General features: G+C 46.4%; 22 protein-coding genes. 19 read left to right on the top strand and 3 right to left on the bottom strand.

The annotated features are described in order from the left end of the window. Positions 1-10: 10 nt before the first annotated feature. Complete coding sequence (locus tag NST83_RS13415) at positions 11-181, bottom strand: hypothetical protein (RefSeq protein ID WP_170970855.1); 171 nt, start codon at positions 179-181, stop codon at positions 11-13. A gap of 428 nt (positions 182-609) precedes the next feature. Beyond that, complete coding sequence (gene lexA / locus NST83_RS13410) at positions 610-1,236, bottom strand: transcriptional repressor LexA (RefSeq protein ID WP_013310545.1); 627 nt, start codon at positions 1,234-1,236, stop codon at positions 610-612. A gap of 190 nt (positions 1,237-1,426) precedes the next feature. Here lexA and NST83_RS13405 point away from each other — a divergent pair, with 190 nt between their 5' ends. The 4 genes from NST83_RS13405 to NST83_RS13390 all read left to right on the top strand — a co-directional run bounded on the left by NST83_RS13405 (position 1,427) and on the right by NST83_RS13390 (position 3,734). After that, positions 1,427-1,795 carry a LysM peptidoglycan-binding domain-containing protein gene (locus tag NST83_RS13405; RefSeq protein ID WP_342417954.1) on the top strand — a complete coding sequence of 123 codons (369 nt, stop codon included), beginning with the start codon at positions 1,427-1,429 and terminating at the stop codon, positions 1,793-1,795. Between the two features lie 105 nt (positions 1,796-1,900). After that, the gene (locus NST83_RS13400; RefSeq protein ID WP_137063322.1) at positions 1,901-2,107 is read left to right on the top strand and encodes a DUF896 domain-containing protein; all 207 of its coding nucleotides are present in this window, start codon (positions 1,901-1,903) and stop codon (positions 2,105-2,107) included. A gap of 128 nt (positions 2,108-2,235) precedes the next feature. After that, complete coding sequence (locus tag NST83_RS13395; RefSeq protein WP_137063321.1) at positions 2,236-2,745, top strand: hypothetical protein; 510 nt, start codon at positions 2,236-2,238, stop codon at positions 2,743-2,745. 194 nt (positions 2,746-2,939) lie between these two features. Further along, positions 2,940-3,734 (top strand): HAD family hydrolase, encoded by a 795-nt coding sequence (locus NST83_RS13390; RefSeq protein WP_342417953.1) that lies wholly within the window; start codon positions 2,940-2,942, stop codon positions 3,732-3,734. A gap of 123 nt (positions 3,735-3,857) precedes the next feature. Here NST83_RS13390 and NST83_RS13385 read toward each other — a convergent pair whose 3' ends face one another. Further along, positions 3,858-4,400: a cupin domain-containing protein gene (locus NST83_RS13385; RefSeq protein WP_342414571.1), complete on the bottom strand. Its 543-nt coding sequence runs from the start codon at positions 4,398-4,400 to the stop codon at positions 3,858-3,860. A gap of 229 nt (positions 4,401-4,629) precedes the next feature. On the opposite strand from NST83_RS13385, the gene metH reads away from it, so the two are divergent. From metH to NST83_RS13310, 15 genes are all read left to right on the top strand, one after another. Beyond that, positions 4,630-8,070 (top strand): methionine synthase, encoded by a 3,441-nt coding sequence (metH, locus tag NST83_RS13380; RefSeq protein WP_342414570.1) that lies wholly within the window; start codon positions 4,630-4,632, stop codon positions 8,068-8,070. Positions 8,071-8,150: 80 nt separating this feature from the next. Then, a complete protein-coding gene (gene rnz / locus NST83_RS13375; RefSeq protein ID WP_342414569.1) occupies positions 8,151-9,083 on the top strand; it encodes a ribonuclease Z in 933 nt (310 codons plus the stop codon). A 509-nt stretch (positions 9,084-9,592) separates the two neighbouring features. After that, entirely contained in the window at positions 9,593-10,399 is an 807-nt protein-coding gene (locus NST83_RS13370) for a TIGR01457 family HAD-type hydrolase (protein ID WP_342414568.1), read from the top strand. A 73-nt stretch (positions 10,400-10,472) separates the two neighbouring features. Beyond that, on the top strand, positions 10,473-11,291 hold the full coding sequence (locus tag NST83_RS13365) for a DNA-formamidopyrimidine glycosylase family protein (RefSeq protein WP_342414567.1): 819 nt from the start codon (positions 10,473-10,475) through the stop codon (positions 11,289-11,291). Further along, positions 11,281-12,138, top strand: a complete 858-nt coding sequence (locus tag NST83_RS13360) for a deoxyribonuclease IV (RefSeq protein ID WP_342414566.1) — start codon at positions 11,281-11,283, stop codon at positions 12,136-12,138. Before NST83_RS13365 ends, NST83_RS13360 begins: the two co-directional genes overlap by 11 nt. Positions 12,139-12,202: 64 nt before the next feature. Further along, positions 12,203-12,541 (top strand): cyclic-phosphate processing receiver domain-containing protein, encoded by a 339-nt coding sequence (locus tag NST83_RS13355; protein ID WP_342414565.1) that lies wholly within the window; start codon positions 12,203-12,205, stop codon positions 12,539-12,541. Continuing rightward, positions 12,538-12,852 carry a thioredoxin family protein gene (locus NST83_RS13350; RefSeq protein ID WP_342414564.1) on the top strand — a complete coding sequence of 105 codons (315 nt, stop codon included), beginning with the start codon at positions 12,538-12,540 and terminating at the stop codon, positions 12,850-12,852. Before NST83_RS13355 ends, NST83_RS13350 begins: the two co-directional genes overlap by 4 nt. Beyond that, entirely contained in the window at positions 12,849-13,622 is a 774-nt protein-coding gene (locus tag NST83_RS13345) for an ATP-binding cassette domain-containing protein (RefSeq protein WP_342414563.1), read from the top strand. The genes NST83_RS13350 and NST83_RS13345 overlap by 4 nt, the downstream gene beginning before the upstream one ends. Positions 13,623-13,629: 7 nt before the next feature. Then, a complete protein-coding gene (locus NST83_RS13340; protein ID WP_342414562.1) occupies positions 13,630-14,703 on the top strand; it encodes an SAM-dependent methyltransferase in 1,074 nt (357 codons plus the stop codon). A gap of 186 nt (positions 14,704-14,889) precedes the next feature. Continuing rightward, entirely contained in the window at positions 14,890-16,383 is a 1,494-nt protein-coding gene (locus tag NST83_RS13335) for a serine/threonine-protein kinase (RefSeq protein WP_342414561.1), read from the top strand. Between the two features lie 38 nt (positions 16,384-16,421). Next, complete coding sequence (locus NST83_RS13330) at positions 16,422-17,408, top strand: SAF domain-containing protein (protein ID WP_342414560.1); 987 nt, start codon at positions 16,422-16,424, stop codon at positions 17,406-17,408. A 22-nt stretch (positions 17,409-17,430) separates the two neighbouring features. Then, positions 17,431-18,144 carry a hypothetical protein gene (locus NST83_RS13325; protein WP_342414559.1) on the top strand — a complete coding sequence of 238 codons (714 nt, stop codon included), beginning with the start codon at positions 17,431-17,433 and terminating at the stop codon, positions 18,142-18,144. Further along, entirely contained in the window at positions 18,141-18,998 is an 858-nt protein-coding gene (locus NST83_RS13320; protein ID WP_137063308.1) for a hypothetical protein, read from the top strand. Before NST83_RS13325 ends, NST83_RS13320 begins: the two co-directional genes overlap by 4 nt. Beyond that, entirely contained in the window at positions 18,999-20,834 is a 1,836-nt protein-coding gene (locus NST83_RS13315; protein WP_342414558.1) for an ATPase, T2SS/T4P/T4SS family, read from the top strand. After that, positions 20,824-22,908, top strand: coding sequence for a hypothetical protein (locus NST83_RS13310; RefSeq protein ID WP_342414557.1), 2,085 nt, complete (start codon positions 20,824-20,826; stop codon positions 22,906-22,908). Before NST83_RS13315 ends, NST83_RS13310 begins: the two co-directional genes overlap by 11 nt. Positions 22,909-22,935 lie beyond the last annotated feature (27 nt).

Below are 22,935 nucleotides of genomic sequence, written 5' to 3'. Positions count from 1 at the left end.
CGGATGAATCTTAAAAGTGTTTACGCTTACGGCTGCGTTTGGAAATTTTGATGTTTAATGCGTTTGTGGCTAGTGCGTTACCGCTTCTTGTTTCTGCGGCTGCGGCCTGAAAGACTTTTACGACCAGAAATTTGTTCTTGCCAATACGATGCTTATACGTCTTGACTCTATTTTTGATCATCAGCTTATCTCCTTTTCTAAGGTCTACTTTATTCATATGTCATTAGCGCTAGCAATGTATCAGCATAAATCTATTAAAAGCAAAAAAAAGCTATCACCTATGATCCTAATATTCAGAAACAAATAAAGTATGGAGGTAAGGAACGGAAAAACTCATGCTTTCCTGCCGTATCCTTTTCCACTTACGTTGTAGGATAAAGTTACAGAAAGCACTTTATATTCCTGATGGTACTCTGTGTAGTTATTTCTTTCGGAAAGTACATACGGCTTCAAGTTGCTTTTCCAAAGATTTAAAATCTAAGGCTATCAAAAGGAAAAAGAATAGCTTTGAGGAACGTTTTGTATATATAAAATCAACACAAAACCGGCTTGCCATGGGCAGCCGGTTTTGTTGTAGAGGGAAGAATAACGGGGCTGAAAAATGAAAAATTAGTGGAAGTCCCGGAAGAGTCCTACAACCTTGCCCAAAATACTGACGTGCGTCAGACGAAGCGGTTCAAAGGCCGGATTTTCCGGTTGAAGTCGGATATGATCTTTTTCCTTGTAAAAAGTTTTAACAGTAGCCTCGTCCTCGTCCGTCATGGCCACGACAATGTCGCCGTTATCGGCTGTCTGCTGTTGACGTACAATGACATAGTCTCCGTTAGCAATACCAGCTTCAATCATGCTTTCTCCTACAACAGATAACATGAATATTTTATCCTCACCAACAAAATGTTGGGGAAGAGGAAAGTAATCTTCAATATTTTCTGTTGCTGTAATAGGCAAACCAGCTGTAACTTTGCCGACGACCGGCACACGACTAATTGAGTAATTAATCAAGTTGCTGTTATCCGATTCATCTTGACCGAGTAACTCGATGGCCCGTGGTTTCGTTGGATCACGACGAATCAGTCCCTTTTTCTCCAAACGATCCAAATGACCGTGAACCGTAGAACTGGAAGCCAATCCGACAGCCTCACCTATTTCGCGCACAGAAGGGGGATAACCCTTTAGACGCACTTCATTGCGGATAAATTCAAGAATGGCCTGCTGGCGGCTTGAAATCTTAGACATACCGTATCAACCCCATTTAGTAACGTTTGGGAAAATTATAGCATAGAACCTCCGTTCGTACAAACATAAGTTCTAAATAATCCCTAAAAATAATCGCGAACTTTTGTTCTCTTTTCTATTGAATAAAACAAATGTTCGTGTTATATTGTGAAAAAACATAGGAACAAACGTTTGGAGGACGCAGCCAATGATGAAATATAGCACATATCAAAGTATTTTTCCATTGAATTTAGAAAAGATGCAAAATGTCCGGAATGAGAGAAAGGCACAGCTTGTACGGACCATTACTAACAGTATTCTCTCCAAACTTCTTATTCTGGTTATCATCTCCTGGATTGCGGGTACAGGTGTACTGACGGTATTCGCGGCTCCATCGGTTCCGAATGTAGAGGTAACCAAACTTATTGTGCAGCCTGGGGACACATTGTGGCGGATTGCTTCCAATCATAAACCGAAACGAATGGATACACGGGTATATATAGAAGGAATTGTTCGGATTAACGGACTGGAAGAACGGGGAGTGCAGGCAGGCCAGGTTTTAAAGCTTCCACACTTCTGAGCAGTACCATTAGAGCTATTAGGGAACGTGATGCGAGAACCTTGACAAGCTCTTTTCTACATGTCAAAGTGTATTATATCTTTGCTTATATGGAGGGGACAGAATTTGGATATAGACAGCTTGGTACAGCGCATCAATGAATTGGCTCGCAAAGCAAAAGCCGAAGGATTGACGGAAGAGGAAACAACAGAGCGCGCCAATCTTCGGGAAATTTATTTGGATAACATTCGCCGTAATTTTCGGCAGCAACTTGATACGATTGAAATTGTGGACGAAGATGCGTCGAAGGGAAATGGTGGGCTGACACATTAATGTCGCTAAAGCGGCTTAGCCTGCGTAATTTGCTTTTCGTTTTTTTAGGTATCTATTTTTGGTATTTATATAGATTAGGATTGGTGGCAATTGTTTTTAGGCAATATATTTGGGAAGGGAATTGAGAGATGGCCCGGTCATTTGAAAGAAAAGTTCGCAAAAACACAGCGCATTTGAATAAGTCGCGCAAAAAGCAAGGCATCCAAACCATTAGTGGCACCGGTTCTGCAATGGATATTTTCCGTGGACGTAATATTACCGTGCCAATCATGTTGGCTGGACTTGCAGTTCTGTACATGCTCATGAGTTATTTTTTGACTAAGACTGGTATGCGCGGCATGGACTGGCTTGTATTCGGCTTGTATTTGATGCTGGCTGTTATCTTTTTCATCCGCCGTCCTTATTTGAAGGTTGGAAAGAGCACGTTGTACATGTTGAAGGGTGGCAGAGAGCGTCCAATGACGGCAGAGGATATGAAAGCCATCAAGATTGAAAAGGGTTACGTAACAGTTGAAAGAAAAGGTAAGGGTGGCAACTTTATTTTTACAAAATCACTGGGCCGTTATGATACGGATGCCATTGCAGAGCGGCTTGAGAAGTTTGCGCTATCTAATCAGGTTCAAGTAGACAAAAAATAACGACTTCTGTTGGTACGAATCGTTTAAATTGTCGGTGGGCCTGTAACCTCTGTAAATAAGGTCGCATGATGTTATTTCATATAACACATTGCGGCCTCTTGACTAATATGGGCACATAACGATTGGAATGCTTGTAGACGCAATAAGGCGGAACCAGCATACATAATAAAGTGGAAAGAGAGTGGATGATTCAGATGGCGATTCAGGCCGTAATGTTCGATCTTGATGATACACTTCTGTGGGATGAGCGCAGCGTAGAAGAGGCATTTGACGCGGCCTGCCAGACAGGCTCCCAGGAAGCAGGCGTTGATTCAGAAGCTTTGGAAGAAGCAGTCCGCAAGGAAGCGCGTTCTTTGTATGAGTCTTATGAAACCTTCAGTTTTACTCAATTGATTGGTATTAATCCGTTTGAGGGATTGTGGGCGAATTTTACGGCAGGAGAGCAGCCTGAGTTCCGGCAATTGGAACAGTTGGCACCTGCTTATCGAAAGGAATCTTGGCGTAGAGGTCTCCAACAGCTGGGGATAGATAATGAGGAGTTGGCGCAGAAGCTGGCAACCCAATTTGCTTTGGAAAGACGCTCCCGTCCCCATGTTTATGAAGAAACGTTTGAGATTCTGGAGCAATTGAAAGGGCAGTATAAGCTTCTTTTGTTGACAAACGGCTCCCCTGATCTACAGCAGGAAAAGCTGGATGGGGTTCCGCAGTTAGCTCCATTTTTTGATCACGTTGTTATTTCAGGTTCGTTTGGTAAAGGCAAGCCTGATCCGTCTATTTTTCAGCATGCTTTGGGGCTTCTTGGTATTGAGCCTGAACATGCTTTAATGGTTGGGGATAAGCTGACGACTGATATTCAAGGAGCTCTGGCAGCAGGTGTGCACTCCGTGTGGGTGAACCGAAACGCCAAAACCAATACTACAGAAATCAAGCCAAAGTTCGAAATTAAGCATCTGTCCGAATTGAATGGAATTATTCAATCGTTTAAGTAAGTGCTCTCCGTTTCTTATTATAGTAATAAGGCAAAAAAACTCCCTCCGCTCAGGTATCTCAGAGCAGAGGGAGTTGCTTTATCCACATTAGGGTGAATTCTTATTATTCTTTAATAGCAGGTATTATGCCTTAATAAACGATGGATCTTCAAACGGTTCGGCAATCCAGCCATTTTCTTCGATGAACAAACGTACTGCGACGATCTTCTGATTCTCCATTAAGGTAAAGAAGTGAGGAATATTTTCTGGTACGGAAATAACGTCACCCGGTGAGAGCTCAACATTAAAATAACCGATTTCTTCAGGACCTTTAATGATGAAAATACCTTTGCCTGCTACAATAGCACGGATTTCATCTTCTGTATGGGTATGAATTTGCTCAAACTTGGCAAGCAGCTCGTCCAAATTCGGCGTTGCTTCGGACAAGGTGATAACGTCCCATATTTTATACCCACGGCGGGCGACTAAATCCTTGATTTCGGCTTCAAAAGTGCTTAGAACAGCCAATTTTTGTTCATCTGTCAGGGTGAAGTTTTCTTGCAGCTCCCCGGACAGCTTGGAGGCATCCCAATGCTCGTACAATACCTCTTGACTTTCCAAAAATTCACGTACCTTGTCTTCATCGCTAATTCGTACATTCGTATTGCGTATAAAGATTTCAGCCATCTATTATCCCTCTTTTCCACTTGGTTTAATGTTATATACAGGATATCATGTCTTGAATCGTTGTACAATATAGGTTTGAAATATTTTATGTTGAAAACTGTAACAATGAATATCGAAAGTTTCTTTTGCACAAAAGAAGCCGTATAAAACGTATGTTTTACTTCAATCTATCTAAATGATACGGTTTCTGCTAAACTAGGATTTAACGTTTTGCGGGGGGGAAGAGATTTTGGATAAAGTTAGCTTACAGGATGCATTACAACGAAGAATACTCATTCTTGACGGGGCCATGGGCACCATGATCCAGCAAGAGGACCTTTCCCCCGACGATTTTGGCGGGGAAGAGCTAGAGGGCTGCAACGAGATGCTGGTCTTGACTAGACCAGATGTCATTCAAGGGATACATGAAGCATACTTGGAGGCCGGATCAGACCTGATTGAAACGAATACTTTTGGAGCAACATCCGTTGTTTTGGCGGATTACGATATACCGGAGCGTGCCCGTGAAATTAACCTGGTTGCAGCTAAATTGGCGCGTAATGCAGCAGATAAGTACTATACTGCGGACAAGCCTCGTTTTGTTGTAGGAGCCATGGGACCGACGACGAAAACATTATCCGTGACAGGTGGTGTTACGTTTGCGGAGCTAATTGAGAGCTATGAAGAGCAGGCCTTGGCGCTGATTGAAGGTGGCGTGGATGCCCTGCTTTTGGAGACTTCACAGGATACACTTAACGTCAAAGCCGGAAGTATTGGAATTCGGCAGGCTTTTGAACAGACAGGTATTGAGCTTCCGTTAATGATTTCGGGAACGATTGAACCAATGGGAACGACTTTAGCAGGTCAAAATATTGAATCCTTCTGCATATCGCTGGAACACTTGCATCCGGTGTCGATCGGGCTAAACTGTGCTACAGGGCCGGAATTTATGCGGGATCACATTCGCTCTCTCTCCGATATGTCCTCAGCAGCAATTAGCTGTTATCCGAATGCAGGTCTGCCCGATGAAAACGGTCAATATCATGAATCTCCTGATTCTTTGGCACGTAAAATGGCTGCTTTCGCCGAAAAAGGCTGGCTTAATATCGCAGGAGGCTGTTGCGGTACCACGCCTGAGCATATCCGGGTTATGAGTGAAAGTATGGCTCAGTTTGAGCCGCGTCCGCTGGAAGGCCATCACCCACCGGCTGTATCGGGTATTGAGCCTGTATATATTGAACAGGAAAATCGTCCCTATATGGTTGGTGAGCGAACGAATGTTCTTGGCTCCCGCAAATTCAAGCGTTTGATCGTGGAAGGCAAATACGAAGAGGCCTCCGAAATTGCCCGTGCTCAGGTAAAGAGCGGAGCGCATGTCATAGATATTTGTGTACAGGACCCGGACCGTGATGAAATGACGGATATGGAAGCCTTTTTGAAGCTGGTAGTGAATAAGGTAAAGGTTCCTCTCGTAATTGATACGACGGATATCAAGGTCATTGATACCGCCTTGCAATATTCGCAAGGTAAGGCGATCATTAACTCCATTAATTTGGAGGATGGCGAAGAGAAATTCGAGAAAATGGCACCACTTATTCATAAATACGGCGCGGCTGTTGTTGTTGGAACCATTGATGAGCGCGGACAGGCTATTTCACGTGAGGATAAGCTTGAGGTGGCCAAACGTTCTTATGATCTGCTGGTGAACCGTTACGGTCTGGCTCCGGAGGATCTTATTTTTGATACACTCGTATTTCCCGTGGGCACAGGTGATGAGCAATACATCGGTTCGGCCAAGGAAACGATTGAGGGGATTCGGATTATTAAAGAGGCGCTTCCAGGAGTTCACACCATTCTGGGTATTAGTAACGTGTCCTTCGGATTGCCGGAGGCGGGGCGTGAGGTTCTCAATTCCGTCTATTTGTACGAGTGTACCAAAGCAGGCTTGGACTATGCGATTGTAAATACGGAGAAGCTCGAACGTTATGCTTCGATACCCGAGCATGAACGAAAGCTCGCCGAAGACCTGATTTATAAAACGAACGACGATACATTAGCTGCTTTTGTGGCTGCTTTCCGTAATAAGAAAGTGGAGAAGAAGGAGAAGGTGTCCAACCTTTCGCTCGAAGAGCGGCTGGCTTCCTATGTAGTAGAGGGCAGTAAGGAGGGGCTGATTCCAGATCTGGAGCAAGCGCTCGCCAAGTATTCTTCGCTGGAAATTATTAATGGGCCGCTGATGAAGGGAATGGAAGAAGTAGGCCGTTTGTTTAACAATAACGAATTGATCGTTGCAGAGGTGCTGCAAAGCGCTGAAGTCATGAAGGCGTCGGTAGCCTACTTGGAACCGTTTATGGAGAAAAATGAATCCTCGGTAAAAGGAAAGATTTTGCTGGCTACGGTCAAAGGTGATGTGCATGACATTGGTAAAAACCTGGTAGAGATTATTCTATCCAACAATGGTTACCATATTGTAAATCTGGGTATAAAAGTACCACCAGAACGCATTATTGAGGCTTACCGTGAAGAAAAGGCCGACGCGATTGGCTTATCCGGTTTACTTGTTAAATCGGCTCAACAGATGGTGTTGACTGCACAGGATTTGAAAAATGCGAATATTGATATCCCGATTATGGTTGGCGGAGCTGCTTTGACGCGTAAGTTTACAAAAAACCGTATCCGTCCCGAGTATGACGGAATGGTTGTCTATGCGAAGGATGCAATGGATGGTTTGGACATAGCTAACAAGCTGATGAATCCTGAGTCCCGCAAGAAAATGGCAGAGGAAATGGAGGCTGAACGGGAAGCGGAAGCCGCAACGGTCGTGGAAGCCAAGCCGTTGCCTAAACTTACCCGGGCTGTTCGCTCTAACATTGCTCAGGATTTGCCCGTATATATTCCGCCGGATACGGATCGCCATGTACTGCGTAACTATCCGCTCAATTATATTTTGCCTTATGTGAATATGCAGATGCTGATGGGGCACCATCTTGGATTAAAAGGAAATGTAGAGCAATTGCTGGCTTCGGGGAATCCGAAAGCGACTCAGTTAAAGGAAACCGTAGATAGTATCATGTTTGAAGCCGTTACGGATGGAATTATTCAGGCACATGCTGTATACCGTTTCTTCCCGGCGCAGTCACAGGGAGATCAGATTTTGGTTTATGATCCATCAGATGTGAGCAAGGTACTGCATACATTTACGTTTCCGCGTCAACAAGTAGAGCCTTATTTATGCCTGGCTGACTTCTTGAAATCGGTGGAATCTGGAGTTATGGATTATGTAGGTTTTATGGTCGTTACGGCGGGTCATGGTATTCAGCAGCTTTCCACGCAATGGAAAGAAAAAGGGGATTACTTACGCTCTCATGCACTTCAGTCGGTAGCGCTGGAAGTGGCAGAAGGACTCGCTGAGCGACTTCATCATATTATAAGGGACAGCTGGGGTTTCCCGGACTCGGCAGACATGACGATGAAACAGCGGCATGGGGCTAGATATCAGGGCATACGGGTATCTTTTGGCTATCCGGCATGTCCTGATCTGGAGGATCAGGGACCATTGTTCCAGCTGTTGAAACCTGAGGATATTGGCGTTGAACTCACAGAAGGGTTTATGATGGAACCGGAGGCTTCAGTATCAGCTATGGTGTTCAGCCACCCTCAAGCGCAGTATTTTAACGTCGAAAAGGTATAACACCTTTATCAGATGGGATAGCAAAGACCCTCCGGAGCTTCGGAGGTTTTGCTGGTCAGCAGGAAGAAGGTTAAAAAGTCATGGAATTTTATTTTCTCGGCACGAATGCAGGTGTGCCTACCATCCAGCGAAACGTGACGTCCATCGCACTCCGTTTGCTGGAAGAACGAAGAAGCATGTGGTTGTTCGATTGCGGCGAAGGAACTCAGCAGGAGGTACTGCGTTCGCCGCTTAAGCTAAGCAGGCTTGAAAAAATATTCATTACCCATTTGCATGGAGACCATCTCTTTGGTCTGCCGGGTCTGCTGTCGAGCAGGGCGTATCAGGGGGGGACGACACCGCTGATGGTATACGGGCCGCTCGGACTCAAGCAGTACGTCGAATTATCTCTGGGAATAAGCCAATCCCATATCAACTACCCACTACACATTGTGGAGCATACGGGAGGGCTGTTGTTTGATGATGGGCAGTTTCGTGTGGAGTCGGCTTTGCTGGATCATCGAATTGACAGCTACGGATATCGTATTGTAGAGATGGATAAGCCCGGCAAGCTCAATCAGGAGCTGCTGGAGCAATACGGAATCAAGCCAGGCCCGGTGTATGGTAAGCTGAAGCGTGGAGAAAGCGTCGAGGTGGAGGGTGGGGTCATTCTTCATCCGCAGGATGTAATGGGTACGCCGAAAAAAGGACGTATCATCACCATTCTTGGTGACACGCGACCTTGCCCGAATACCGTAGTGTTGGCTCAAGATGCAACGGTTGTCGTTCATGAAGCTACTTTTCTGCATGAGCTGGCGGAAACGGCGTATGAATATCATCATAGTACAGCACTCCAGGCAGCGGAAGCAGCAAAAGCGGCAGGTGCGAGTCAGTTGATTATGACGCACTTTAGTTCCAGATATAAAGATCAGGAGCAGCTCCAGCCGTTGCTGGAGGAAGCGCGGAGTATATTCCCCAATTCATTGCTGGCGGAGCAGCATGTGCTGTTAGCCGTGCCTGATATCGGTTCATAAACGGTAGTAATAGAGGATAAAACGTGTATGGGTGCCGGGGCTTGCTCCGGTGCCTTTGTTTTTCCTGCGAAATTATTTTCCGGGAAAGCGCAGGATGTGACAAGAGTTGAGGACGACATATGGGTGGGGTCGAATGAATTTGTACTACCACATATGGAGGTGTGATATATTCCGTTTTCTATATATCGAATTTTAAGGTTTTTATATTTTAAGCAGGGTGAGGAACTACAGGAAATTTCCCTTGTAAAAAAGGCATCTTCGATGGATTTCGACGGAGGTGTAAGCTTATTCCATGGGAAAGCGACGGCTTTTAGCGAGGAATGGCATTATTTTGAACGGTTTATCAGCAATTCATGGACTTCATACGTATTTTTGACTTAAAATAGATAAGATGAAATGGGGAGACCCTCTTATTTTATGACCTAAATGATTAAGGTGATTAAATAAGAGGGTGAACATTATTCATGGGATGAATTATCATTCAAATGTTTATGATGAATTGATTTGAAGTGCGGGAGGGAATTACGATAAAATCGTTACTAATTGATCTGGATGGAACATTGTACCATGGGGACCGGATGATCAAGGGTGCGGATCTGCTCATATCCCAATTGCGCACGAACCAGATACCTTATGCTTATGTTACGAATAATGCTTCACGCACACCTGAGTCGGTGGCAATGCATTTGGTCGGTATGGGAATTGATGCAGTTAGCGATGAAGTATGTACTTCGGCGCTGGCGGCTGCACAATATGTTGCACAGCAAAGCCCTGGAGCAAGTGTATATTGTATTGGTGAAACGGGATTGCGTCAGGCTCTTACGGATGCCGGATTGCAGCTTGTGGAGGATCATCCCGATTATGTGGTGCAGGGGATAGATCGCCAATTTACATATGATAAGCTGGTTGCTGCTATGCGATGGATTCGGGAAGGAGCCACTTTTATTTTGACAAACCCTGATCTTCAATTACCTTCACAAGATGGACTCACGCCGGGGGCAGGAACGATTGGAGCTGCGATTGAGGCGGCATCACAGGTAAAGCCCGTCGTCATCGGCAAGCCTTCAAGCGTGTTAATGAACTATGCGCTGGATCGCTTGAACATTAGAGCGGATGAAGCTCTGGTTGTGGGCGATAATATGCTTACCGATATTGCGGCAGGTGCGGCGGCAGGTTGCAAAACAGCTCTCATACTATCGGGTGTTTCGACCCGCGCTAATATGGACGGACATATGCGTGCCGTTGGAGTAAAACCTGACCTGATATTTGACAATCTGGATGAATTGCAGGATTGGCTCCGAGAAGAGTTTAAGTAATAGTAAATATACATTTTAAAAAAATCTGCATGAATCAAAAGTGATTTGCAGCTACGAAAGGAAAGATGTTGACATGCCGGAACTTCCTGAGATGGAGAACTACAGAACGCTATTGTCAAAACAAATTTTGGACATTCCGATTACCGGAGTGACGGTTAACCGTGTGAAATCCATTAATACCGAAGTGGAAACATTTGAGAAGCAATTGCTGGGAACTACCGTTGTATATATGGAGCGTCGAGGCAAGCACTTGATTTTTCATCTGAACACGGGCGGGCGGCTTGTGCTGCATCTGATGCTGGGAGGAATGCTGTATCTGGGAACGGAGGAGCAGCGCCCTGACCGTACGGTTCAAATTGAACTGGATTTTAGTGGAGTAAAGCTTTATTTTATCGGGCTGCGCTTGGGTTACCTGCACTTGCTGACGGCAAAAGAAACAGAAGAGACGATGTCTGAACTCGGACCTGATCCGCTGGATCGTCGTATGACATTGGAAAAGTTCACGGCACGTCTGAAGGGACGTAGGGGTATTTTGAAAACAACGCTGGTGAATCAGCATGTTTTTTCCGGTATTGGCAATTGTTATTCAGACGAAATTGCTTATATCGCCGGATTTACACCAGGTTCCAAAGTACAAAACATCGTGCAGTCGCCAGAAAAAGTGGAAAAGCTGTACCATGCTACGCAATCCGTACTTCGTGAAGCTACTGCGGAAGGTGGTTATATGGAAATTCCTTTGATGGAGGGGGATACGCTGACGGGCGGTTTTGACCATCAGTGCCGGGTGTATGACCGTGAAGGAGAAGAATCGCCAAGCGGCGGGAAAATTGTGCGGGTAGAGCTGGCGGGAAAAAAAGCATTTTATTGCCCGGTACAGCAGCATGATGCCTAAACTGCTGATCGGCTCTCATGTGAGCACGCGAGGCGGTTTTTCCAAAGCCGCTGCGCGTGCACGAGAGCAGGGGGGACGTTCTTTTCAATATTTTCCGAAAAACCCGCGTAGTCTTAGGCAGAAGGAATGGAATGCTGCTGATGCGGCTGCTTGCAAAGCTTATTGTATAAAACATGAACTTCAATCTATTGGCCACTCGCCATATCCCGTTAATCCAGCTCACGGGCGCGAACGCGGACAGGAGCTTTATGAGCTGACAGTTGCTTCATTGCGAAACGATCTGGATATCGCTGAAGCCTGTGGCTCGAAGGGGATTGTCGTTCATTTTGGGCATACCCATGCGTCTGACCCGCTGGACGGCTATCGGAATATCATTGGTTGTTTTGATGATGTGCTGGAAGGTTGGCAGGGAAATGCAAAAATACTGATTGAAAATCAGGCAGGGGATCACGGTCCGATGGGAACCACGCTGGAGGAAATGGTGCAAATTCGCCAGTTGTGCCAATATCCTGACAGCATCGGCTTTTGTCTGGATACCTGTCATGCGTATGCAGCTGGATTGTGGAACGGTGGAAGTGATGAGGCGTTGATCGAAAAAGGGGAGCGACTCGGTTATTGGCCAGCCCTGTGTGCAGTTCATTTGAACGATTCTAAATACCCGTATGGCTCTAAAAAAGACAGACATGCACGTGTCGGGCAGGGATGTATTGGTCTGGAGGGCATGCATTGGATGTTGGAGCAGGAGCCGGTAACAGGCATTCCTGTCGTTTTGGAAACCGAAACGGGATCTGATGGGACACATCGTGAAGATATTCAAATGATCCAAAGCTGGCAGAAAACAGTCTGAAGGATGATCTTCATCTTTGAGGCTTATGAAGCTTACATCCATGGGAAAAAAGGAGGAGATGTTGATGCATTTGTTTATGGACGATTATCGGCCTTGTCCTCCTGGCTTTAAGCTGGCAAGGGATGCAGAGGAGTGTTTGTTACTGCTTCATGAATACCCGATTTCGGTGCTATCGCTGGATTATGATTTGGGACCGGGTCAGCCAACGGGGAAAGATGTGGCTGCTGCTATTGCAGGAAAGCAGTTGTATCCGCGTGAAATTTATTTGCATTCCTCTAGTCCAGAGGGCAGACGAGCCATGTACGAGCTGCTGTATGCCAACAAGCCGGAAGGAGTTACCGTGCATAACGGGCCGGTACCGGAGGAGCGCATGCGCGAGATCCAAAAAGAGTCGGAACGATGAAGGAGCTGGGACAAAAGGAGGTGCGTCGCGCCATATGGGAGGGATGCAAGCTGGCTTTGTTTGTGTACACTCCCATGTGCGGAACCTGTGCGGCGGCCCGGCGGATGCTGGAAGTGGCAGAGCATTTGCTCCCCGAAGGAGTCGTGTTGCAAAGCGATATTAACTATATTCCCGAACTGGTACAGGAGTACCGGATTTCCAGTGTTCCTGCGTTGCTTTTATATAACGGTGAGAACGAAAATCCTGAAATCATCTACAAAATGGAATCTGTGGAACACTTGCTGAGCAGGATAAGGAGTGTGGTGGAATGATATCCATGAAGAATATCACATTGCAGCGGGAAGATAGACGAATATTGGACGATGTGAATCTTGAAATACGGAAAAATGAGCACTGGGCCATTCTGGGGCGTAACGGTTCTGGTAAAACAACAATGCTGGAAATGATGACCGGGTATATGTTTCCGAGTCGTGGAACGGTCGAGGTGCTTGGACAAACGTATGGTCAATGTGACGTGCGGGAAGTACGCAAGCAGATCGGATATATCAGCCAGACGTTGCTGGAGAAATTGGCTCTAAAAGATCCGGTTTGGGAAGTGGTCGCTACTGGAGCGTATGCTTTTTTGCGTTTTTATCAGGAGATTCCGACAGAGACAAAGGAAAAAGCCGTATCTCTGCTGGAAGGGATGAATTTAGGCGCTCTGATGCATCATCCGCTGGGTACCTTATCTCAGGGAGAACGCAAAAAGGTGATGCTGGCTCGTTCACTGATGGCGGAGCCTCGTTTGCTGATTATGGATGAGCCTTGCGCCGGACTGGACCTATTTGAACGGGAAAAAATGCTGGTTGAAATTGATCGTCTTCGCAAGCGGGATTTGTCAGTGGTCTATGTAACTCATCATATTGAGGAGATTGTCCCCCTTTTTACCCATGTAGCGCTAATTCGTGATGGCAAGGTAGCAGCAGCCGGACCGAAAAAAGATGTTTTAACGAAAGAATTGATTATGCACACTTATGAAGTTCCAGTTGAGCTGGATTGGGATGGCGAACGTCCCTGGATTCGGGTGTGCACTGGAGGGTAACGTTATTTTGAAGGAAATATACAAGAGCACAGATGAACAGGGTGAAACCGCTTTGTTATCGTCAAGATTTGTTTGCACGACCAACCATGGGTTTGCACCTTATGCCCAAGAAGAGCTTAGAAGAATGTTTGGCTCTGTGAAAAGCACAATACTTTTACCAGGTGAAATTTTTCTGGCTACACTACCTGCAGATGCAAGCGAGGCAGTAGGGACGATTACGGGGCAGCCGCCAATGTTTTTGCGTCATCTATTTCCTGTTCATTTTCAGGAGGAAGGTACGGATTTGGCTCAGGTGCTGGAGCGTTTGGTTGCTTTTATTCGTAACCGCCGAGAACTGATAGATCAGCGTGTTTCTTTACAGGTGCGTAAAGGAGCTGACAGCAGTTGGACTGAAAGCGCAGGTGCGCTCAAGCAGGCTTTGAGTGATCAAATAAGTGATCTTCCCATGGAGCTTACGGTGCAGGGAGCCGAGGTTATTGTGTCCGTTTATGCCGATAAGGATACATGGTATGCAGGTGTGTCGGAACCTCAGGATAATCTGTCTGACTGGAGCGGAGGCGCAGTTCGTTTTCAGAAGGAGGACGGACAAATCTCTCGTGCCAAATTCAAGCTTCTGGAGGCAGAAGCGACGTTTGGCATTGATTTTAGTGCTTTTCATCAAGGACTGGATATCGGGGCAGCGCCAGGTGGATGGACTTCCTTTTTGCTGGAGCGTGGACTCAAGGTAACGGCGGTTGATCCGGCAAAGATGGAGCCTTCGTTGATGAAGTATGCCAATCTGACTTTTTTGCGTAAAAATGCGAGTGAGGTCAAATTCAAAGAAAATACATTCGATCTGCTGGTCTGTGATATGAGTTGGAGTCCCAAACAAATGGCAAGGCTCGTCACCGATTTGCTGTATAGTTTACGCAGTGGCGGTACTGCCATCGTAACGGTCAAGCTAATGCATAAAAAGCCTTTGGCGCTTATTCATGATGTAATCGCTTCGTTCGAGCAGTCCGGCATGCAGATCCAGCGGGCCAAGCAGTTATTCCATAACCGGGATGAGATTACACTGTATATGATCAAGTATGGAAAATAATGCTTTACAATCGGTATAGGTGTGCTATATAATAAACCCAATTGTTCCTCAAAAATAGTATAATCACGTTTAAATAAAGGGAAAGCATCCCGCGAACATCGTTTTCATGGTGACATGAAGATTGTGCTTTTGCGGTAGGCTTTCCCTTTTTTGCGTTGTTTGCTTATGGAAGGAGGTAGGAGAGAGATGAAAAAACAAACGAATTTGGAATACGGCTCGATTGTAGGTGAGCGTTACCGGATTATCCGCACATTGGGTACGGGAGGTACGAGCAGCGTGTTTATGGCAGAGGATTTGAAGCTGCCAGGCAAGCAATGGGCTGTGAAGGAGTCCGTTGCCGACCCGCAAATGATGAAGCTTGTACGCGCGGAGGCAGAGATGCTTATTTCGCTGAGCCATCCACGATTACCGAGAATTGTTGACTTTTTCGAGTATCCGCCATCCGGGGCGGTATATCTGGTTATGGACTATATTGAAGGAATTACGCTGGAAGCGTATATGAAGGGTTACCAAGGCCATATTCCGCAGGAGCAAATGGTTCCATTCGCTTTGCAGGTACTGGATGTGCTGGATTACTTGCATACTCGCCAGTCGCCTGTCATCTACCGGGACCTGAAACCAACGAATATTATGCTGACACCGGAAATGGAATTTAAGCTGATTGATTTTGGCATAGCGCGGAGCTATAAGGCTGAACTGGATCAGGATACGGTAAAGCTGGGAACAGTGGGCTTCGCAGCCCCGGAGCAATATGGAGCGGGCCAAACGGATGCCCGTTCGGATTTGTACAGCTTGGGAGCGTTGTTGTTGTATCTCTGTACAGGTGGCAAATATAGCGAGTGGACGACCGGGGTAGAGGGATATATTCGTGGGGAATTACCTCGTCATTTGATTCCGGTGATTCGCAAGCTGCTGCGTCATCATCCAGGAGAGCGATTTCAGTCTGCCGGAGAGGTGATTGAGGAGCTTCGGCGTAGTGCAGATTTTCAAGCTAATCAACAAGGAGTATCCGTTGGTGATGCTTCTATTGAATATGGAGGTACAAGGGTTGTAGCTGTGCTGGGCGTGTCTTCTGGTTCCGGTGCAACGCATACGGCGATTGCGGTGAGCCACTACCTGGCCCGAAGGTCCCGTTCAGTGGCTTTGGTCGAACTGCATAGCACAGCTAAAGCATTTGCCCGGCTTCAAGAAGTGGTAGACGGAGTACCTGTTGGGCGAGCGAGCTCAAGCCGGCGCTTTGAGGTAGATGGAGTACATTATTGGCGGCAAACATCCCGTGCGGATGTCATTGCGTTACTGGGTGGCTCTTACCAATTTATCGTGCTTGATTTGGGGAGTGGGCAGGAGAATGAGCGGCTGGAAGAATTTTTGAGGGCGGATTACCCGATAGTGGTTGGTTCTGGAGCCGAGTGGAAAATACAAGATATGGCCGGGCTATCTCGTTCACTTCAGCGCCACCCACAGCATAAATGGAATTACTGCTTGCCACTGGCAACATCGGAGGCTGTACGCAGACTGCGTAAGGAATTGGATCACGACAAAGTATTTGCTTTACCGTTCCATTCCGATCCATTTGAGCAGGAGGACGAGATGGATCAGGTGCTGGATGAGCTGTTTCGTGGAGCCATTCCCGATGCCCGAAAGAAACGCTTCGGATTCCTCAAACGCAGTCACCGCTAGATAGAAGGTATAGATCAAAAAGGCAGGGGAGAAGTTGTGTGTCCAAGCTAAGAAAAAGCAGTAGGCAGAAGCTTTACGCCGGTTGTATTGGTGCGGGAATTGTTGGCGTTATCTTCGCGAGCTACCTTATATTTAACACCCATCAATTGAATGATGTCAGGAAACAGGTCGAAGCAGAGGCAGCACAAAAATGGAAAAGTTATGAGCAAGAACTACGGAATGCGAAAAAGGGCTGGGTTGTCGTTCGTGACATTTCTCCGGGTGAGCAGATTACACCTAGTGATTTGAAGGGAATCACGGTTCCTAGCTCTCAGGCTCCAGCCAATTTGGTTGCGGGTAAAAATGAAGCTTTCGGCACCACGGCTAAAATTGAGCTGAAAAAAGGGTCCGTACTTACATCATCTATGATTACTGTCGATGAACCGACTCCTAAAGACTTGCGCAACCGGGAGCTGAAGGTGGTGGTTCTCCCAAACAACCTGAAAGCTGGAGACGAAGTGGATATCCGCATTCAATTTCCAACGGGGCAGGATTATATTTTGCTATCCAAAAAGAAAATTTCCAAGCTGGAAGGTCCGGTCATCTGGGTTACTTTGAATGAGCAGGAGATATTATTGCTTTCGAGCGGGATTGTTGATGCCTATCTACATAAAGCATCTATCTATGCATTAACGTATGTCGATCCGCAGTTCCAGCCGAAGGCGATTCCGACCTATCCACCCAATTCGAAGGTGTTAGAGTTAATGAACAGTGATCCTAATTTGATCCGCGTTGCTGAACAAAAGGTGTCCAAGCAGTTGCGGGAGTCTCTTGAAAATGCACTTAGTGCGTCAAACAATGTAATATCGACACCTATAGAAAGAAGCCTGAGTGAGGAAGTTGCAGCACAGCATGCGGGAGCGAATGCAGGTGGAGCTTTGAATGAGAGCACAGGTACAGGGGACGGATATGGAAACGGGCAGGATGCCAAAGAACAAGCAGACATCTTGACGCAGAGTGGAAGCTCTGATCCATATGGTAAATAAATCAAAGAAAAGGGACTAAAGTATGAAAACTTGGATATTTGCCGGGCTATGTGATAAAAGCGATACCTTGTTATACATCAGCAGTATATTGGCAGCATCCGGTCAACAGGTATTACTTGTGGATGCCACGCTGCGAGGACAGTATCGATATAGCATAGGGATGCTCGACAAACCACTTCCCATTGTGCAGTTTGGCGATTTTGATGTCGCCACGGGTTTTACATCTTGGGAGGATCTGCATATCGCTATGATGGCTGATCGGAAAGCAGGTTTGACTTATGACATCGTTATTCTGGATGTAGAGTCGCCGGATTTCTGCCCCGTATCTGCTTGGCAAGAGGCGGAACAGCGGATTTGGGTTAGTGACTATAGCCGGATGTTAATGGACAACGGACAGGTGTGGCTTGAGCGTTTGTTCAGTCAACCTGAATTTCCCAAGAATCTTGTTTTTCACAAGTTATTTATACACGCCGTAGATTGTGGCGTGGAGGAGTCGTATTTATGGGAATACATGAACCGCTTTCCGGCCTCTTGGCAGCAAGAGCCGTATATACTGCCATGGGATGAGGGGCATCTAGCCCTAAAGCTGGAAAATGAGCACAAACAACGGCTCAAGCTTAAGCCATTGTCCAGGGTGTACAAGAAAGAGCTGAGTCGTTGTATTGGAGAATTAATGGGTTGGGAACCCAAAGAGAGCCGTCATGCGTTAAAGCGTGCGGAAAGGAGGAAGGCATGAGTACCATTTTGTTTTGGAGTCCGGTTAAGGGAGCGAGTGGAAGCAGTTCTTTGGCGGCGTCCATAGCTGTTACCATAGGTAATCTTTATAGAGGGCGATTGCTGTTGACTCATTTGGGGCGCAGACATAGCGGGATAGAATCGGGATTTCCCATACAAGAACATCGTATGGACGATCCAAGCTTACAGCTTCAGGAGGGAGGTTGGGATGCTCTTGCACGATTAGTTCTGCGAGGGACTTTGTCCAGAGAAAATATTCGTAATTATACGACGCCTGTGCTGGAGCAGACTCTCGATGTGCTTGAGGGAACCTCAAGCTTTGGAGCCGCTCCGCCCCTGTTATCCTCTGCTCTTGTACGGGCAGTGATGGATACGGCGGATCAGTATTATGATTTGACGCTGGTTGATGCAGGGAGTGGGGCAGGATGGGGAGCTGTACAGCATGAAGCATGTGTGCGAGCCAAGCTGGCAGTTCTTTCGCTGACTCAAAATATGAGAGAGCTGGATGCCTACTTTGAATCTGTGTCTCCATTATCCACTTACTCGGGATTGCCGTTATTGATCGTACTTGGAAAATATGATGTGCATTCTCAAGCGAATGTGGCGAATATTCGCAGGAGATATGGCTACAAGGGAGCCCTCCATACCGTTCCTTACAGTACTGAATTTATGGACGCGTGGAATCGCAGAGACGTGATAGGTCATGTGCAACGAGATGTACGAAGCGGGAAAGAAAAGGATCGTAAGCTTTTTACGCCTGTGGGATGGGCACAGAGCATACGTCAGATCAGCAAGGCTATTCTGGAGACGGCAGAGTCCGATCTTCGGCTCAAGGCTTTGGAGAGGGGCGCTTAAATGCTGTCCGCTCAAATGATTAACGGGCTGATTCTTACCTGCATCGTTCTGTTGTGTATCATACTGGTTATCGTTAAATACCGAGGGAGCCTTCGCTTGCGGCATTCAACCATTCAGATAGCTCCAGAGAGTGAAGATGCCACATTGGAGGCGCTGATGGAGTATATCAAAAATGCGCTGCACGAGCTAAGTCATAGTCAGATGGCGGATGCCGGATTACATGAGGAGGAATACAGGCGGCGTATCCATCAAAGGGCCGAACTGCGCAGGGCGTTAAAGGACTGTGCCAATGGTAGCAGTGGAGACAAACGTTTTGTTAAAAATTTGATGGCTGAGCTGCTGATTAACGGTTACGGCTTGAATGAAAAGATCGTCGATACCGTTATGCCATTTTCCAGACCAGAACTGTTTAGCGTACAAGATCAATTCGAGATTGTATTTTATCAATATCAGCAAAAGTTTGGCGTGGATGCCCTGTCTCGTTTGCTGGATACTTATGATTTGGCGGAAATGAGATATTCGCAGCAAGATGAAGAGGATGGAAGCTATCATATCACGGCAGAGGATATCCGCTATATCTATGACTGTGAGCATCGTCCTCTCTCCTTTCTGGAGAAGGTAGATATTATTGTACAGCGGATCTATCAGCACTATAAAGGCTTTTCCGTCATTGATGATATTCGTGACCAGCGGATCGACGGTGTCAGTGGGGGCGTTAGCGGTGTGCCGGAAGGCGGAATGCCTGTATCGGCCGATTGGCCTCAGGATCAATATGCATTCGAACAAACATCTGAACCGATAACGAATGGCTATGAGAGTGTATGGATTTTTTATAAAGGCAAGACCATTCATCTTTCGTTCCTTTCCTTCGGTTCAGAGCGGGAGCTTAAAAGGGTGTGCCAAAATATTTACAAATACAACTACCCGGGGCAGCTTTCCGAAGCAAATGGTTATAAGGTGAACGAAATGAAGGATGGGTCACGGGTTGTTGTGGTACGACCTCCTTTTTCAGAATCGTGGGCTTTCTTTGTCCGTAAATTCGATATTCAAAGCGCATCGCTCAAGCAATTGATTAAGGGAGAAAATGCTGAGTTTCCGATACAGTTACTTTCTTATTTAATGAAAGGCAGCCGGATCACAGCAATCACCGGGGCGCAAGGCTCAGGTAAAACGACGCTGCTGATGGCGATGGTCAAGCATATTTATGCTTCGTATACGCTTCGTGTGCAGGAAATGGCCTTTGAGCTGCATCTGCGTAGCATATACAGCCGCCGTAACATTCTGACCTTTCGGGAAACGGATCATATTTCAGGGCAACAAGGGCTCGATTTGCAGAAAAAGACAGATGGAACCGTCAATATCCTTGGTGAGGTAGCGAGTGATGAGGTAGCCGCATGGATGATTCAAATGTCGCAGGTTGCCAGTCTGTTCACCATTTTTACCCATCACGCCAAAACCTTTCGTGATCTTGTGTTCTCCCTTCGTAATTCACTGCTCAAAACAGGGGTGTTCCAGCATGAAGGTATTGCTGAGGAACAGGTCGTTCATGTCATTAACTTTGATGTGCATCTCAAGCGTGATGCTGAGGGACGGCGATATATTGAACGGATTACGGAATGTGTTCCTTACGACTCCGATCATACAGATTCAGGCTCCAGCTCTGCGTCGAGTTATAGCTACCGTCATGTTATGGAATATCGGAATGGGAGATATATGGCGATGGAGCCTCTAACAGTCAAAAGCGCAGAAGAAATGTGTGAGCAGATGAACGTAAAGGATGCCGGAGATTTTCGCAGATTCCTGACTCGCTATTGGGAGGAAGCCTATGAGTCTTAAAGAAATTTTACTGTGGGTTTTGCTCATTTCGGGTGGGTGCTTTGCGCTTCTCTATGTGACTTTGTGGTGGTTGCGTAAGCGTAATGGTCATGCAGTTCGCAGAGGGCGAATCCATTCTGTGCGAGAGGGACGGAAGGGAAAAGCAGTGCTGCAACGGCAATTGCAATCTGCAATGCACAAGTTGTACACGCTAGGCATGAGATTCCCTATTACATCTGGGTATATCACGAGTGTACGCAAACGATTATCCGGTTTGCATGCCTACGATGAATATAAGCTTCGCCTTGAGACGATGAAGATGACGTTGTTCATTTGGGGGGCTTTTGCTTGCAGCGGGATTGTATTGCTTATGATGAAACCGGGGATAGAGTTTGCCATACTGGCTCTGTTATGCGGAGTGGTGATTAACAGTCTCATCTTAGATATGGCGATTAGCCGGATGGAAAAAAGACTGCTTGCACAGATGATCGAATTGTTCGCCAATGTACGCCATCATTATCATCAGCACGGCATGGTGGAGGAGGCAATATCCGAGGCGGCCGATTTGGCAGGGGCTGAGGCTGGAAGGCATGCGCGACTTATTCATGAGGCGCTGACGGACGTTGATCCGCACGAAGCGCTGGAAAGATATTATGAGTCTGCTCCAAGTCGGTTTTTAAAAGCCTTTGCCGGTATCTCGTATATGGTAATGGAGTTTGGTGACCGGATTGAAGAGGGAGGCTCCATTTATTTAAAGGGACTTGGCAGTCTTGCACGCGAAATCCAGCTAGAACTGCTGCGGAGAAACAAACTGGACTACCTGCTCAAAAGTTTAAATGTGATCGCACTTGCACCTGTTTTCTTTACAACGCCAATCGAAAGATGGGCAAGGTCCAGCTTTCCATCTATGGATGAGTTTTATCAGGGGAAATGGGGCTTTATCACAAAATTGTCCGTCTATATTGTAATTATTGTATCTTACTTCCTGCTCCAAAAGCTGCAACAGACTGACGAGACTGGATATCGTGCAGGCAAAGGACGGCGGGTCTGGGAGCAAAAGCTGTACCGTTTCCCCTTTATTCGTAGTGTGGTGGATGCTTTAATTCCGCAGCAGCATATGCCCTCTTATTTCCAACTGACCCGGCTGCTAAAGGAAAGTGGTGCAGAGGTCAAGCTGGAGTGGCTGTACATACGCAGAATCACTCTTTTTATCGCAGGACTAGTGCTCAGCATCAGTACAGTATTTATTTTACATGAAGCTGAGAAAACACATATTCTTTACGCTCCGGTTCAATCGGGACAAATGTTTGGACGTTTGAGTACGGTGGAGGAAAAGGAAGCTTTAAAGCAGAGTGAAATTGACCGCAAAATGATGCACGCGCTAAATATGAGGGCGGACAGTACTTATGAGCAGACGTACGCAGCGCTGGAGCGCGTTTCTGGTAGCATAGCCACTCCGGAGCAGCTTTCCGAAAATACGCGTCGTATTTTGCAAAAGCTGGGAGCGTGGAACGCGGAATACATCAAGTGGTGGGAAGTGCTGATTAGTTTGGTTGCCGGGTATGTAGCCTATCAGATGCCTATGTTTTTACTGTACTTGCAGCGAAAAATGCGGCGCTTGGATATGAGGCATGAGGTTTACCAGTTTCAGACGGTCATTTCGATTTTGCGAGCCATGGAACGAATGTCTGTTGAGGAAATATTGGAATGGCTGAACCGATTTTCGGTTATTTTCAAAAGGCCTATACAAAAATGCTTGCTTCATTATGAGCATGGGCCTGAGGCAGCACTTGACTTGTTGAAAGAAGAAGCGCCACTCCCCGAATTTCAACGCTTGGTGGACAAGCTGCATCTGTCTTTGGGCAAAATTACAATTCGAGAGGCCTTCGACGATTTGGATTCCCATATGTCCTACTATTTTGAACAAAGAAAACAGGAGTATGAAAAAATGATAGACAGCAAGGCCATCTGGGGAAGGATGATTGGTTTTGCTCCGATGTACGGACTTATCTTTTTATATTTGGTCATTCCTTTGATCGGTATGAGCTTTGTCCAAATGGATAGCTATTATGAGCAAATACAAAAGATTCAATAGCAGTTTTAATACGACTGTTACGATATC

The sequence above is a fragment of the Paenibacillus sp. FSL R10-2782 genome (assembly GCF_038592985.1).
GTDB classification, from domain to species: domain Bacteria; phylum Bacillota; class Bacilli; order Paenibacillales; family Paenibacillaceae; genus Paenibacillus; species Paenibacillus terrae_C.
This window is presented reverse-complemented; position numbering and strand designations above follow the sequence as displayed.